A 14234-nucleotide genomic window follows, 5' to 3' on the forward strand; every position below is an offset into this window, starting at 1 on the left:
CCTGCTTGATAAGCTATTACAGAATCTTGTCGAGGATGAAGGGCTTGTCTTCCTTCGGTTTCTCGACCGTGCGACCCTGTTCATTGGTGATGAGCTGTGCTGGCGGTGGCTCAAGCGGGCCTTTTCGTCCGCAAGCGGCAAGAGTGGCTGCAAGAGCGGCGATCAGAAGCACGGAGGAAATGGCGGAGCGGCCTGTCATCAGCTTTGGTTCCCGGAATTTGTCCTATGGGTCAGGTCTAACCCAAAATATCTGAAAGTGAAATCACTCCTTCACGAGCGATCTCACTAACATGCTCAGCTTACGCCTTTGTAATGCGCTTTTTCCAATAACGGATCTGGCGGCGCACTTCCTGTGGCGCTGTTCCGCCAAAAGACTGGCGGCTCTTGACCGACTTCTCAACCGTCAGATAGCCGAAGATCGCATCGGTAATACCCGGATTGATTGACTGAAGGTCTTCTAGCGAAAGCTTGGAAAGATCGACCTTCTTGCTTTCGGCCAGAGCCACAGCGCGGCCCGTCACATGGTGGGCGTCACGGAAAGGAAGGCCAAGCTCACGCACCAGCCAGTCGGCAAGATCGGTTGCGGTCGAATAACCCGAACCTGCAGCCTTCTTCATGCTTGCAACATTGATGGTCAGGTCACGCACCATGCCGGACATGGCGGCAATTGCGAGTTCCAGATTTTCGGCAGCGTCGAAAACCTGTTCCTTGTCTTCCTGCATATCCTTGGAATAGGCGAGTGGCAGACCCTTCATGATGGTGAGAAGGGCAACAAGCGAACCGTTGATACGGCCGGTCTTGGCGCGGACCAGTTCGGCAGCGTCCGGGTTCTTCTTCTGCGGCATTATCGACGAGCCTGTCGAGAAAGCGTCGGACAGGCGCACGAAATTGAACTGTGGCGTCGACCAGATGACGATTTCTTCGGCAAGGCGTGACAGATGACCCGCGCAGATGGCTGCGAGCGATAGGAATTCCAGCGCGTAGTCACGGTCGGAAACGCTGTCGAGCGAGTTGCGGGTTGGTTCGCGGAAACCAAGCGCCTGAGCCGTCATGTGGCGATCAATCGGGAAACCGGTTCCAGCAAGCGCTGCCGCACCCAAAGGCGATTCGTCCATGCGTTCAATCGCATCGCGTACGCGCGACAGATCGCGACCAAACATTTCGACATAGGCCATGCAATGATGACCAAAGGTGACAGGCTGCGCGGTCTGTAGATGCGTGAAACCCGGCATGACAGTGGCGGCATGTTCTTCTGCGCGCTCAAGGAAAGCCTCGATCAAGCCTTTAAGAGCCACGGCAGTCTTCTGCATTTCCTGCTTGACCCAAAGGCGGAAATCAACGGCCACCTGATCATTACGCGAACGGGCCGTGTGCAGACGTCCAGCAGAGGCGCCAATCAGATCGGCGAGGCGCGCTTCGATATTCATGTGAATGTCTTCAAGCTTGCGCGAGAAGGTGAATTTGCCGTCCTCGATTTCCTTGAGGATGGTTTTCAGGCCGTCTTCGATTTTTTTGTGATCGTCTGCCGCAATGATGCCTGTCTTTGCAAGCATGGCAGCATGGGCGAGCGAGCCCTGAATATCCTGCGCATAGAGCTTGCGGTCGAAGCCGATGGACGCATTGATCTCTTCCATGATCGCATCGGGCCCTGAGGCAAAACGGCCGCCCCACATCTGATTGCTTGATTTTTGTTCGCTCATGCTCGTATGCCTCGGATGCAAGACTGCCGCACCGGCTCAAAATCGGAATCGATTTTGGAAAGCACGATGCGTAGATTAAACAAGTGAGAGCGTCCTTTGTGCATCCAATTGGATGCACGGCGCTCTAACGGAAAGTGACGCGCTATGGCTGAAGACAACGTTAAGGCAAAGTCAGGCAATCGGAAGATTGTCCTTCTTGCTGCACTTGCCGGTGTCGTCGCCGGTATAGGCGCGGTATACGTGATGGAACGGCCTTCTGGCAATGCACCCACTAGCAATGTTTCTGCGCAAAGTGATGAAGCTTCTGCACAATGTGCGCTAAAGGCCGATAGTCTCAAGAGCCTTGATGCTGCGGCAACCGGAAGCGTTGCCGCTATGCGGGCTGCTGAAAAGCCGATTTCTGTTGCCCATATCGCTTTCACTGGCCCCGACGGCAAGCAGATGACGCTGGGCGATTATAAGGGCAAGACGCTTCTCGTGAACCTCTGGGCGACCTGGTGTGCGCCGTGCCGCGAAGAGATGCCCGAGCTTGATAATCTTCAGGCTGAGAAGGGCGGAAGCGATTTTGATGTCGTCGCGATCAATATCGATACGGGATCGGACGAGAAGCCTAAAAAGTTTCTCGAAGAGATCGGCATCAAGAGTCTGAGCCTCAACCGCGATGCCACCATGTCGAGCTTCAATGAATTAAAGCGCAAGAATCTGGCTTTCGGCCTGCCTGTGACATTGCTGGTCGACAAGGAAGGTTGCCAGATTGCGTCAATGAACGGCCCGGCTCCATGGGATAGTCCGGATGCGATCAAGCTGATTGAAGCTGCGCAAAAACTTTAGATAGACAATTATACCGTTCGGTGGCTTCCTCTTGTTAAGAGAGGAAGTTACTCATGAGCATTGAAGTCTGGCTGGCATTTTCTGCCGCATCCATTGTGCTTCTGATTATTCCGGGACCAACGGTTTTGCTGGTGGTATCCTATGCGCTAGGGCAGGGCTGGAAAGCTGCTCTCCCCATGGCAATTGGCGTGGCACTTGGTGATTTTACCGCCATGACGCTTTCCATGCTGGGTGTCGGTGCGCTTCTCGCCGCGTCAGCGACGGTATTCACTGCGGTTAAGTGGCTTGGTGCCGCCTATCTCATCTGGTTGGGTATCAAGTTGTTTCGTGCCGGTGGCACAATGGACGCCAAGGCGCGGCACGATGAGGTTAAGCCAGTGCGGATGCTGCTTCATGCTTGGCTGGTGACAGCGCTAAACCCCAAAAGCATTACGTTTTTCGTCGCTTTCCTGCCGCAGTTCTTGAGTCCGCATCGTGATTTCATGACGCAGATGCTGGTCTTTGAAACCACGTTCCTTGTGCTGGCATTTCTCAATGCCTTTGCTTATGCGCTGATTGCCACGCGCGCCCGTCGCTTTTTTGCCAATGAGCGCGCCCTTCGCATCTTCAATAGGGCAGGCGGAACGATGTTGATCGGTGCGGGTATTGCGACAGCCTCGATCCGATCAAGCTGATTTAAAGCCGGAGCGTTTCAACTGGACGATCGCCAGTTCAAGGGCGGACAGAAATGCTGAGCGGTCTTTTGGCGAAAAGGGTGCTGGTCCACGCGTTGTTTCGCCTGCCGAACGCAGCGAATCCATCAGATTGCGTGTCGCGAGTGTGTTGCCGATCGTGCTGGGCGTGTGAACTTTGCCATTGGGTGCGATGACCGATGCGCCCATTTCAATCGAGCGGCTTGCCAGCGGGATATCAGCGGTGATGACGACAATGCCGGGGCGGGAATTTTCAGCGATCCAATCGTCAGCCGCATCAAGTTTGTCGGACACAATGACACGTTCGACGCGTTCTGCATCGCGTGGGATGGCAATATAGCTGTTGGCCACGAGCACAACGGCCAAGCCGTGCCGTTCGGCAACGCGGTAGACTTCCGCCTTTACCGGACAGGCGTCGGCATCAACAAAAATGCGGATTGTGTCGTTCTGAATTTCCATGCCGTTTCATAGGCAGAAGCGAGGCATTTGGCAAATTGATCGCAGCAATCAGATTTATGCGATAGCGCAATTCTCAGAACCGGATTAGAGCAGGCGCCAAAGAAAAGAGTTTCTGATCATGGCTACCCGCTTTTTCCCCCTCATGTTTGTTCTGCTCTGGGCCACCGGCTTCATCGGGGCTGGGCTTTCTATGCCCTATGCAGAACCATTCAGCTTTATGGCGGTGCGGTTCTCCATTGCAGCTCTCATCATGATTATCTGGGCTTTGGCCAGCCATAGTGTCTGGCCGAGGGGCAAAGTGCTGATGCACGCAGCCATCGCAGGCTGCCTGATCCATGGTGTTTATCTCTCTGCACTTTTCTGGGCCGTGCATCATGGCTTGCCAGCAGGCATGTCGGGGCTTGTCGCTGGTCTTCAGCCGATGTTGACCACGTTGATTGCAGCGCTTCTTTTAGGTGAGCGGGCCAGCGGGCGGCAATGGCTGGGGCTGCTTATCGGCTTTCTTGGTGTTGCTATGGTGGTGTGGCCGAAATTTTCAGGCCATAGCGGTGTCGATCCGCAAAGCCTGGCAGCAGCACTTGTGGCGGTTCTTGCGATCAGCACGGGTACGGTGTGGCAGAAGCGTTTTGGTACCGCAGCGGATCTTAAAACCGGGACGGCGGTGCAATATATCGCAGCAGCCGCGCTTACCGCGATCTGTGCTTTCACTTTTGAAACCCGCGTTATGATCTGGTCGCCTCAGCTCATCTTTGCGCTGGTCTGGCTGACACTGGCGATTTCCATCGGTGCTATTCTGGCACTGCTGGTGATGATCCGCGAAGGAGCGATGTCGAAAGTTGCATCGCTTTTCTATCTAGTGCCCGGGACGGCTGCGATCATGGCCTATCTGATTTTCGGTGAAACGCTTGGCCCGATTCAGATCGCGGGCATGGTTGTGACAACGCTCGGTGTCGCACTCACAACCCTCCGCAAATAGCTATTCTATATTGAGTTCGGGCTGCTGCTCGCGCTTGCGGAAGTTCATGATCGCCGCGTTGATTTCCGCTCCGATGATGAAGATTGCCGAAAGCATATAGAGAAATACGATTGCCACCATGATCGAAGCAAGGCCTGCATAAGTGGTGACGTAATTTGCAAAAGTTTCGAGATATTTTGCAAAGGCTGTTGCAGCGGCCAGCCACGCAACCAGCGTGATGCCGATGCCGGGGAGAATATCGCTCAAGCGGCGTTTTCCTGCAGGCAGCCAGATATGCACGATGAAAAGCGCAAGCACCAGAACGATCACTGCAATCGTATAGCGCCAGATGGCGATTGTGCCTGTAAATGGTGCGATGTCAGGAAACCATTGCTCTGCCAAACGCACGGCAAGCGGTGCAAGAACCAGCAGAAAGCTGATTGCCATCAGGCTGATTGTGCCAATAAGCACGAAGCCCAAGCTTTGCAGACGGCAGAAAATGATCGAACGCTGGTCGATCACGCGATAGGCGCGGTTGAGCGACATGCGTAGTGCTTCCACGCCATTGGAGGCAAAATAGGCAGCAGCGATCACACTCAACGTCAGGAGTCCGCTACGCTGAACCGTCAGAACGTTCATCACTTCATTGGCGATGGGGCCTGCAATATTCGACGGCCACATATCGAAAATGACATGCACCGCATTATTGGCAAATTCCTTGGTGCCGAGAAAGCTGGCGAGTGACGTTGCAAAGATCAGAAACGGGAACAGCGCCATCAGCCCGGACAGAGCAATGTGCGAGGCAAATGCCCAGCCATCGTCACTACTGAAATGCCCATAAACATCGAAGCTGATCTGACGGAGAAAACGCCTTACTTTTCGCATCCGCAGATTTGTCCCTCTCTGTTCAGTTATTTGAATTCAAGGCCTTAAATCTAGTATCGAATTCGGAAATGCAAGGGGTGGGCTGTTTTAAACCTTTTGCGAATCAAGCACTCTGGTCAAAATCCTGCCTTAGGAAACAAGCCATGGTCTCACAAAATGCAAAGCGCAGCATCCTGATAACGGGGTGTTCTTCCGGCATCGGGGCCTATTGCGCGAGCGCCTTGCATCAGGCTGGCTGGCGTGTGTTTGCCACCGCGCGGAAAGATGAGGATATCGCAGCACTCAAAGCCAAAGGCATTGAGGCTTTTTATCTCGATTATACCGAACCGCAGTCAATCGAAACGCTGGTCGACGAAGTCTTGCGTGCAACGGATGGCAGGCTGGACGCGCTTTTCAACAATGGCGCCTACGCACAGCCCGGCGCCATTGAGGATCTTCCTGTTGAAGCACTGCGTGCGCAGTTCGAGGCCAACTTCTTCGGCTGGCATGATCTGACACGCCGCATCATTCCGGTAATGCGTGCTCAGGGGCAGGGTCGGATTGTGCATTGTTCATCAATCCTCGGGCTTGTGCCGATGAAATGGCGCGGTGCATATGTTGCCTCGAAATTCGCGCTGGAAGGGTTGATGATGGCTCAACGCATGGAGCTGGAAGGCTCCGGCATTGAGGTGTCCATGATAGAGCCGGGACCGATTGCCTCGCAGTTCACCTATAATGCGGCCATGCATGCGCGCGCCAATATCGATCTCGAGCATTCCGTTCATCGCGAGTTATATCAGCGACAGATGGCAAAGCTTGAAAGCGGTGGTACAAAATCAAAAAACAAGCTTGGCCCCGAAGCGGTTTACGCTGTACTTGTGCATGCATTGGAGGCGCCTAAGCCGCGTCCGCATTATGCGGTTACGCGACCGGCTAAACTGGGTATTCTTGCACGACGCCTAATGCCGTCACGCTGGCTTTACCGAATGCTGTCCGACCAGTCTTGAATTAAAAAAGTACGGCGGATTATGGGAGAGAACTAAATGGACTTTCTGTTCAAAGCTGCGGCCATGGTGGCCATGTTCGCCGTGGCGATTGTGCTGATTATCGGCCTGCGCAATATGATGCGCGGTGGTGACGGCAACTTCTCCAACAAGATGATGCAGCTGCGTGTCTTTCTGCAGTTTATCGCTGTGGTTTTGATCGTGGCTGCCATTTATTTCGCGCGTCAGACGAGTGGACAGTAACCATGGTCAAGCTCAACAAGATTTATACTCGTACCGGTGATGATGGAACCACTGGCCTGACCTCGGGTCCGCGCAGGCTGAAATCTGATTTGCGTGTGGAAGCTTACGGTACGGTCGACGAAACCAATGCCTGTATTGGTCTGGTTCGACTGCATACGGAAGCTGCTGATTATATGCATATCGATGTTATGCTCATGCGCATCCAGAATGATCTGTTCGATCTTGGTGCCGATCTTTCAACACCCGATGACGGTGAACCGCTTTCCTATGAGCCGCTGCGTATTGTTGCCTCGCAGGTTACACGGCTTGAATCCGACATTGACTATCTGAACGCGGATATTCCGCCGCTGCGCTCGTTCATTCTGCCGGGCGGTTCTGCTGCTTCTGCTGCGCTGCATCTGGCACGCACCGTGTCGCGTCGTGCTGAACGGTTGATGGTACAGCTTGCAAAGACTGAAGGCGAAGTGGTTTCAAAGGAAGCGCTGCAATATATCAACCGCCTCTCCGATTTCCTGTTCGTCGCTGCCCGCGCCGTCAATGATAACGGCGCGAGAGATGTTCTTTGGGTGCCGGGCCAAAATAGATAGGCATTGCCGTGATGCCGGTCTGCAAATGGCGTTCTGGTTGCGCTTCGGTGCTCACTTACTTCAAGTAAGCTCCGCTTCGATGCTCAACAGATCACCATTTTCGCCACGGCCTGACGACAATGCGTGTCGCTGATGGTTTCAGACACCACGCTTATTGCCCCAGATCAGCACATGAAGCTGGGGCAGAACGTGGGCCTCAAACCAGCGATCTGCCATCACCTTGTCGATCAGCCATTCCATGCGGCTCATGATGCCGTCTATGTCAATGCGGGCATCGTCATCTTCGGGCGGTGGCGGTGTGTGATTGCCGGGCTGGAGGTAGACGGCCAAATGCGGATGACGTGCTGACGCTGCCTTTGCAAAGGCATAATCCGCATCATCGAAAACCACGAATTTCAGCACTGTCTTTGGTGCCGGTCCCGCAGCATCAATGGATGCGGCGAGTGCGTTCCAGTCCGTATCCATGCCGCTTGAAGGCGGTTTTGGGCTCAGAACAAGCGTATCGAGCCTGGAAAACCAGTCCTTTGCCACCGATCCCTGTGTTTCCAGTGCAAAGCGATAACCTTGCGTGTGACCATGATCGATCAGTGGTCCCAAAGGCTGAATAGCTGGATTTCCGCCAGAAAGTGACACTGTTATTGGCTTTTTTCCAGAAAGTATCGTCACTTCATGCCAGATGGCATCAACGCTCATCGGTTTCCAGTCATGGCGAAAGCGGCTTTCAACAGCATGCAGACTGTCACACCATGCGCAGCGGTAGTCGCAGCCGCCCGTGCGCACGAAAACAGTCGGCTCACCGCTCAACACACCTTCGCCTTGAATGGTAGGACCGAAAATCTCGCTGATGCGGATTTCGGAGCTTGTTTTCATGACCGGCTCTCGGGACGATACTCCGCCCATGTCTTTGGCGTTTCGCTGACGCTTACCGCTGTGACTTCCTGCCAGCGTGCCTGGCACCACTCATAAAGATGGCGCGCCAAAAACTCTGCCGTCACGCAATTATGCCCGAGCACATCATTGAGATGGCGGTGATCGAGCTCATCATCGATATAGCGCTTGAGTGGCGCCAGCTCGTGATAATCACGCACGAAGCCATGCTCATTGAGATCGGCTGAAGACAGTTCAACTTCAACGATGTAATTGTGCCCGTGCAGCCGCGCACATTGATGATCGGCGGGTAATTCTGTCAGCTGATGAGAAGCGGAGAAATGGAATTCCTTGGTGATACGAAACATCAGGCGCTCCTTTTCTCGATTGCGGCACGCCAGAAATCTGCATCCTCATAGCGGGTAGGATCTGTGACGCCCGCCAGATGGAAAGCCTCGCGACGTTCGACACAGGTGCCGCATCGCCCGCAATGATGTTCGCCACCCTTGTAGCAGGACCATGTTGCTTCAAACGGTGCCTTGTATTTTACACCATCTGAAACGATGTCGCTTTTTGACTTGTGCACATAGGGCGCAAGCACCTGAATATCGGCATATCCTTCCAGCGCATGGTTCTGCATGGTCTGGAAAGCGTCGATAAAGCCGGGACGACAATCGGGGTAGATGAAGTGGTCGCCACCGTGAACGGCAAGCGCCACGGCATCTGCCTTCTGGGCTGTTGCCACGCCAAAGGCGATGGCCAGCATGATGGCGTTACGGTTGGGAACGACGGTGATTTTCATCGTTTCCTCGGCATAGTGACCATCGGGAACATCGACATCATCTGTCAGAGCCGAGCCGGTCAGACTGGCGCCAATGGGGCGGATATCGATGATCTGATGTGGGACATTGAGCCGCTTTGCACAGGCTTCCGCGAAGCTCAATTCCTTTTTGTGCCTTTGGCCGTAATCAAAAGAGATCAGGCCAGTGAGCTGTTGTTCCGCCGCGATTTTATGCGCGAGCGAAACGGAGTCCAATCCGCCGGAGCAGATGACAAGCGTCTTCATAGTTTGAGTCCTTGTTTTGACCGGGTAGGCTGCGACCGGATGTTTACGCGGCTCTCCTACCGCATGAGACCGGGCTTGTAAACGCCACGAAAATGCGAGGAGCCATGCATGAAGGAAAGGCATCAAAGCGCATTGGGTGGATGAGATAGGGCTTGATGCGTGTTAGTGCAAAATTGGAATGACTATCTGTCAGAATATATTCATTTAAATCGATATTGCCGGCCATCCGCGATTGACGCGCACGTCAACCGTCTTTAGGTTTCGTGCCGGTTCCTGATGTTGCGGGGAAGTGCCGGTTTTAACGGCGTTTCTGTCAGCAACGTTTTCATGTCGGATTCTGACATGCGGGCAAAGATTCACGGCGGCATAGTCGTGTCGCAAAAGTCATTGAAGAGGTAATCGCGGATGAAAGTCCTTGTCGCAGTAAAGCGGGTTGTAGATTACAACGTAAAGATCCGTGTTAAGGGAGATGGTTCGGGCGTTGAGCTTGCAAACGTCAAGATGTCGATGAACCCTTTTGACGAGATCGCGGTTGAAGAAGCGATCCGTTTGAAGGAAGCAGGCAAGGTCACGGAAATCGTCGTGGTTTCGGTCGGTCCGGCACAGGCGCAGGAAACATTGCGCACCGCACTTGCCATGGGTGCTGACCGTGCAATCCTCGTGAAGACTGACGAAACGGTTGAGCCGCTTGGTGTTGCGAAGGTTCTGAAGGGCGTGGTTGATGCTGAACAGCCAGACCTCGTTTTCCTCGGCAAGCAGGCGATTGACGACGACAGCAATCAGACTGGTCAGATGCTTTCGGCACTGCTCAACTGGAGCCAGGCAACTTTTGCCTCGAAGGTGGAGCTTGCTGACGGTTCGGCCAAGGTAACGCGCGAAGTCGATGGCGGTCTTCAGACCATTGATGTGAAGCTTCCAGCCATTGTGACCGTTGATCTTCGTTTGAACCAGCCGCGTTATGCATCGCTGCCAAACATCATGAAGGCCAAGAAGAAGCCGCTTGATGAGAAGTCGCCTGCCGATTTCGGCGCTGACATTGCGCCGCGTCTCAAGGTTCTGAAAACTGAAGAACCGGGTGGCCGCAAGGCTGGCGTGAAGGTTGGTTCGGTTTCCGAGCTGGTCGAGAAGCTTAAAGCCGACGGCGTATTGTAAGAGATCGGAAGGGACAAACACATGGCTATTCTTCTTATTGCCGAACACGACAATGCAAGCCTTTCCGATCAGACTGCAAAGGCTCTGACTGCTGCTGCCCAGATCGGTGGCGATGTTGATATTCTGGTTGCAGGCAAGGGCGCGAAAGCAGCCGCTGATGCAGCTGCCAAGCTTTCTGGCGTTCGCAAGGTTCTGTTGGCTGAAAGCGATGCGCTGGAAAACCGTCTGGCCGAGCCACTGGCTGCAGCCATCGTTGAACTCGCAGGAAACTACGACACGATCATTGCACCAGCCACCACTTCGGCCAAGAACGTGCTGCCGCGCGTTGCAGCACTTCTTGATGTGATGCAGCTGTCGGAAATCATGGAAGTCGTGTCTGCTGACACCTTCAAGCGTCCGATCTATGCAGGCAATGCGATCCAGACCGTGCAGTCGACTGATGCCAAGAAGGTCATCACGGTTCGTACGGCTTCTTTCTCGGCAACAGCTGACGGCGGTTCGGCTTCGGTTGAAAGCATCAATGCGGCTGCTGATCCGGCACTGTCGAGCTTCGTTGAAAACAAGCTTTCGGATTCTGATCGTCCGGAACTGACTTCTGCCAAGATTATCATCTCGGGCGGTCGTGCGCTTGGTTCTTCGGAGAAGTTTGAGGAAGTGATCCTTCCTGTTGCCGACAAGCTTGGTGCAGCCGTTGGTGCCAGCCGTGCGGCGGTTGATGCGGGCTACGCTCCAAACGACTGGCAGGTTGGCCAGACCGGTAAGGTGGTTGCACCGGAACTTTACATCGCAGTCGGCATTTCCGGCGCGATCCAGCATCTGGCTGGCATGAAAGACAGCCGCGTGATTGTTGCGATCAACAAGGATGAAGAAGCGCCGATCTTCCAGGTGGCTGATTATGGCCTCGTTGGTGATCTCTTCACGATCCTGCCAGAGCTGCAGAAAGCGCTCTGATAAATTGAAAAGGCGGCAGGAAAACCTGCCGCCTTTTTCACACCCGTCCTGCGTTGACTTTAGTTGGCGCTCGGGCGGGTTATTCATATGGTGGTCTTGCATTTTTCGGCTGTAACTGTCTTGTTAGGCAGGCTTTCGGAAAAGCGCGAAAGCGGCGGTAGACCTCGCCATCGGCGAGAGCATGAAGGAGTTGGAACTGTGGCAATCAAGACGGTAGGTATTGTTGGCGCGGGTCAGATGGGCAGCGGAATTGCTCATGTGTGCGCATTGGCAGGTTACGACGTGCTTCTGCACGACGCGGCTGCGGACCGGCTGGAAAAGGGCATTGCCACAATCAACGGCAATATGGCGCGCCAGGTATCTTCCGGTAAGCTGGAAGAACAGCAGCGTGCCGATGCAATGAAGCTGATCCGTCCTGCTGTTTCGATGGAAGACCTCGCAGGTGTTGATCTGGCAATTGAAGCCGCTACCGAAGACGAAACCGTCAAGCGCAAGATTTTTGCCCAGCTTTGCCCGGTGCTAAACCCTGAAGCCATTGTTGCGACTAATACGTCGTCGATCTCCATCACGCGTCTCGCCTCGACCACTGACCGTCCAGAACGCTTCATCGGTATTCACTTCATGAATCCCGTGCCAATCATGAAACTGGTTGAGCTGGTGCGCGGTATCGCGACTGAGGAAGACACATTCCGCAAGTCGAAGGATTTTGTCACCGCACTTGGCAAGACTGTAACGGTTGCCGAAGATTTCCCGGCTTTCATCGTCAACCGTATTCTGCTGCCTATGATCAACGAAGCGATCTACACGCTCTATGAAGGTGTGGGCAGCGTTGAGGCCATCGACACAGCCATGAAGCTTGGTGCAAACCATCCGATGGGACCTTTGCAGCTCGCGGATTTCATTGGCCTTGATACGTGCCTCTCAATTATGCAGGTGCTGCATGACGGCCTGTCGGACTCGAAGTATCGCCCATGCCCGCTGCTGGTCAAATATGTCGAAGCTGGCTGGCTTGGTCGTAAGACTGGCCGTGGTTTCTATGATTATCGTGGTGAAAACCCGGTTCCAACGCGTTAAGCGAACCTTTGATTTTTGCAAAGCCGGTGTTCAACACCGGCTTTTTTGTTTTGGGCAAGGGCCTGGTGGAGATCACTGGCGCTAGCCATTTAAACGGGCCGCAAGCAGTATAGTGACCAATTCCCCACGGCTGTGGAAAACTTGTTTATCCTTACCGTTAACTTAACCTTAACCAAGGCGATTCAGAAGTTGTTCATCTTTAATTGTTAAAGTTTTCATTAAGATGTTCGGAAACATTAATTGTTTCACCAACCCTAACAGGCTGTGACGGGCATCATCTTCGAAAAGCAATTTGGTGGAAAGGTGAAGACGATGAACATTATAGTTCAGCTGCGTGACAGCGTTAATGTTATTCGTGAATTCGTCGCACCAAGCTACAGGCCCGAGCGCCATTACATGCGCGGACCGGGCCCGGCTTGCGCGGCACGCACGGCTAGCTGATTTTCGGGACAATCCCGAAAGAATAGATACAAAAAAGCCAGAGTGGACGACCACTCTGGCTTTCGTTTTGCCGAACCTTAGCTCTCGCTTATTCCAGACCTTCAAACAGCGCCGTCGAAAGATAGCGTTCTGCGAATGATGGAATGATGATGACAATGTTCTTGCCCTTGTTTTCAGGGCGCTTGCCGACTTCGATCGCAGCAGTGAGCGCTGCACCTGAAGAAATGCCGACAGGGATGCCTTCAATGCGCGCAATCAGGCGGGAATTGGCAAAGGAATCCTCGTTGGAAACGGTCACGACTTCATCATAAACGCTGGTGTCGAGCGTCTTTGGCGCAAAGCCCGCGCCGATGCCCTGGATCTTATGCGGGCCGGGTGTGCCGCCGGAAAGAATTGGCGAATCCTTAGGCTCGACAGCAATCACCTTGAAGGATGGCTTACGTGCCTTGATGACCTGACCAACGCCGGTAATGGTGCCGCCGGTGCCAATGCCGGAAATCAGGATGTCTGCTTCACCATTGGTGTCGTTCCAGATTTCCTCAGCCGTGGTAAGGCGGTGAATTTCAGGATTGGCCGGGTTTTCAAACTGCTGTGGAATGATGGCATTCGGGTTGCCTTCGGCGATTTCTTCCGCCTTGGCGATGGCGCCTTTCATGCCTTTTGCGCCTTCCGTCAGAACCAGTTCTGCGCCGAGCAGCTTGAGCAGCTTGCGGCGTTCAACAGACATGGTTTCAGGCATGGTCAGAACGAGGCGATAGCCCTTGGCGGCTGCCGCAAAAGCCAGCGCAATACCGGTGTTGCCGGAAGTAGGTTCCACAAATACTGTCTTGCCCGGAACAGCTTTGCCCTGTGCTTCAAGCGCTTCGATCAGCGCAAGACCGATACGGTCCTTGACGCTCGCCAATGGATTGAAGAATTCGAGCTTGACCAGAAGGTTGGCTTCAACGCCATTTTCCTTGGCAAACTTGTCGATGCGCACGAGCGGTGTATTGCCGATCGTATCGAGAATGGAATTATAGATGCGACCGCGTCCTGCGGTCTCGCCGTCTTTTCCGCCAAGGGGCTTGCTCATGGAATAATCTCCTTCTGTTTGAAGCGAAGTTTATGAGGAAATGGCGCAAAAGCATAGCTGGGTCCATGCTTCGGATTGCATTAATTTGGAATTATATTCTTTAAAGCCAATATCCTTAGAAGATAATTCCAAGCAATTGGGTGCTGATAAAGCGCACGATCATTTGTTTGAAAATCGCCCGATCCTTGAGCGAAAACAGATCACTCACCCTTCCGATAAGCTTTTCATGTCTATAAGCTTTTGCTGTCTGATTGATCCGCATCAATGCTCTTGTCA

At 53.7% G+C, this 14234-nt stretch carries 18 protein-coding genes; 10 read left to right on the top strand and 8 right to left on the bottom strand.

From position 1 onward, the window contains the following. Positions 1-16 precede the first annotated feature (16 nt). Positions 17-199, bottom strand: a complete 183-nt coding sequence (lptM, locus tag ABWV94_RS07310; RefSeq protein ID WP_007872064.1) for an LPS translocon maturation chaperone LptM — start codon at positions 197-199, stop codon at positions 17-19. A 100-nt stretch (positions 200-299) separates the two neighbouring features. Next, a complete protein-coding gene (argH, locus tag ABWV94_RS07315) occupies positions 300-1700 on the bottom strand; it encodes an argininosuccinate lyase (RefSeq protein ID WP_113499455.1) in 1401 nt (466 codons plus the stop codon). A 144-nt stretch (positions 1701-1844) separates the two neighbouring features. Between argH and tlpA the strand changes: the two genes are divergently transcribed. Continuing rightward, complete coding sequence (tlpA, locus tag ABWV94_RS07320; RefSeq protein ID WP_113499453.1) at positions 1845-2531, top strand: thiol:disulfide interchange protein TlpA; 687 nt, start codon at positions 1845-1847, stop codon at positions 2529-2531. 53 nt (positions 2532-2584) lie between these two features. Beyond that, entirely contained in the window at positions 2585-3205 is a 621-nt protein-coding gene (locus ABWV94_RS07325) for a LysE family translocator (RefSeq protein WP_064322140.1), read from the top strand. On the opposite strand, the gene ABWV94_RS07330 is transcribed toward ABWV94_RS07325, so the two are convergent. Next, positions 3197-3682, bottom strand: coding sequence for a YaiI/YqxD family protein (locus ABWV94_RS07330; RefSeq protein ID WP_113499451.1), 486 nt, complete (start codon positions 3680-3682; stop codon positions 3197-3199). The two genes, ABWV94_RS07325 and ABWV94_RS07330, sit on opposite strands and share 9 nt — an antisense overlap. Positions 3683-3800: 118 nt before the next feature. Here ABWV94_RS07330 and ABWV94_RS07335 point away from each other — a divergent pair, with 118 nt between their 5' ends. Continuing rightward, the gene (locus tag ABWV94_RS07335) at positions 3801-4658 is read left to right on the top strand and encodes a DMT family transporter (protein WP_079212387.1); all 858 of its coding nucleotides are present in this window, start codon (positions 3801-3803) and stop codon (positions 4656-4658) included. On the opposite strand, the gene ABWV94_RS07340 is transcribed toward ABWV94_RS07335, so the two are convergent. Continuing rightward, the gene (locus ABWV94_RS07340) at positions 4659-5522 is read right to left on the bottom strand and encodes a YihY/virulence factor BrkB family protein (RefSeq protein WP_113499449.1); all 864 of its coding nucleotides are present in this window, start codon (positions 5520-5522) and stop codon (positions 4659-4661) included. It lies immediately after the preceding gene. Positions 5523-5665: 143 nt separating this feature from the next. Between ABWV94_RS07340 and ABWV94_RS07345 the strand changes: the two genes are divergently transcribed. The 3 genes from ABWV94_RS07345 to ABWV94_RS07355 are packed head-to-tail and all read left to right on the top strand — an operon-like array spanning position 5666 to position 7335. After that, positions 5666-6508, top strand: a complete 843-nt coding sequence (locus ABWV94_RS07345) for an SDR family oxidoreductase (protein ID WP_113499447.1) — start codon at positions 5666-5668, stop codon at positions 6506-6508. Between the two features lie 36 nt (positions 6509-6544). Continuing rightward, a complete protein-coding gene (locus ABWV94_RS07350) occupies positions 6545-6748 on the top strand; it encodes a twin transmembrane helix small protein (RefSeq protein WP_007872047.1) in 204 nt (67 codons plus the stop codon). A gap of 2 nt (positions 6749-6750) precedes the next feature. Beyond that, positions 6751-7335, top strand: a complete 585-nt coding sequence (locus ABWV94_RS07355; RefSeq protein ID WP_079212386.1) for a cob(I)yrinic acid a,c-diamide adenosyltransferase — start codon at positions 6751-6753, stop codon at positions 7333-7335. A gap of 138 nt (positions 7336-7473) precedes the next feature. On the opposite strand, the gene queE is transcribed toward ABWV94_RS07355, so the two are convergent. The 3 genes from queE to queC are packed head-to-tail and all read right to left on the bottom strand — an operon-like array spanning position 7474 to position 9268. Next, complete coding sequence (queE, locus tag ABWV94_RS07360) at positions 7474-8235, bottom strand: 7-carboxy-7-deazaguanine synthase QueE (protein ID WP_105518986.1); 762 nt, start codon at positions 8233-8235, stop codon at positions 7474-7476. Continuing rightward, positions 8202-8570, bottom strand: a complete 369-nt coding sequence (queD, locus tag ABWV94_RS07365) for a 6-carboxytetrahydropterin synthase QueD (protein ID WP_113499445.1) — start codon at positions 8568-8570, stop codon at positions 8202-8204. Before queD ends, queE begins: the two co-directional genes overlap by 34 nt. Continuing rightward, positions 8570-9268: a 7-cyano-7-deazaguanine synthase QueC gene (gene queC, locus ABWV94_RS07370; protein ID WP_007872041.1), complete on the bottom strand. Its 699-nt coding sequence runs from the start codon at positions 9266-9268 to the stop codon at positions 8570-8572. Before queC ends, queD begins: the two co-directional genes overlap by 1 nt. A gap of 405 nt (positions 9269-9673) precedes the next feature. On the opposite strand from queC, the gene ABWV94_RS07375 reads away from it, so the two are divergent. From ABWV94_RS07375 to ABWV94_RS07390, 4 genes are all read left to right on the top strand, one after another. After that, positions 9674-10420, top strand: a complete 747-nt coding sequence (locus tag ABWV94_RS07375; RefSeq protein ID WP_113499443.1) for an electron transfer flavoprotein subunit beta/FixA family protein — start codon at positions 9674-9676, stop codon at positions 10418-10420. Positions 10421-10441: 21 nt separating this feature from the next. Further along, positions 10442-11371 (top strand): electron transfer flavoprotein subunit alpha/FixB family protein, encoded by a 930-nt coding sequence (locus ABWV94_RS07380; RefSeq protein ID WP_113499441.1) that lies wholly within the window; start codon positions 10442-10444, stop codon positions 11369-11371. A gap of 198 nt (positions 11372-11569) precedes the next feature. Beyond that, positions 11570-12445: a 3-hydroxybutyryl-CoA dehydrogenase gene (locus tag ABWV94_RS07385; protein ID WP_007872032.1), complete on the top strand. Its 876-nt coding sequence runs from the start codon at positions 11570-11572 to the stop codon at positions 12443-12445. A gap of 312 nt (positions 12446-12757) precedes the next feature. Continuing rightward, positions 12758-12886: a hypothetical protein gene (locus ABWV94_RS07390; RefSeq protein WP_256443819.1), complete on the top strand. Its 129-nt coding sequence runs from the start codon at positions 12758-12760 to the stop codon at positions 12884-12886. An 88-nt stretch (positions 12887-12974) separates the two neighbouring features. On the opposite strand, the gene cysK is transcribed toward ABWV94_RS07390, so the two are convergent. Further along, positions 12975-13958 carry a cysteine synthase A gene (cysK, locus tag ABWV94_RS07395; protein ID WP_007872027.1) on the bottom strand — a complete coding sequence of 328 codons (984 nt, stop codon included), beginning with the start codon at positions 13956-13958 and terminating at the stop codon, positions 12975-12977. Positions 13959-14234: the final 276 nt, after the last annotated feature.

It is taken from the genome of Brucella sp. NBRC 12953 (assembly GCF_040369775.1).
GTDB classification, from domain to species: domain Bacteria; phylum Pseudomonadota; class Alphaproteobacteria; order Rhizobiales; family Rhizobiaceae; genus Brucella; species Brucella pseudogrignonensis.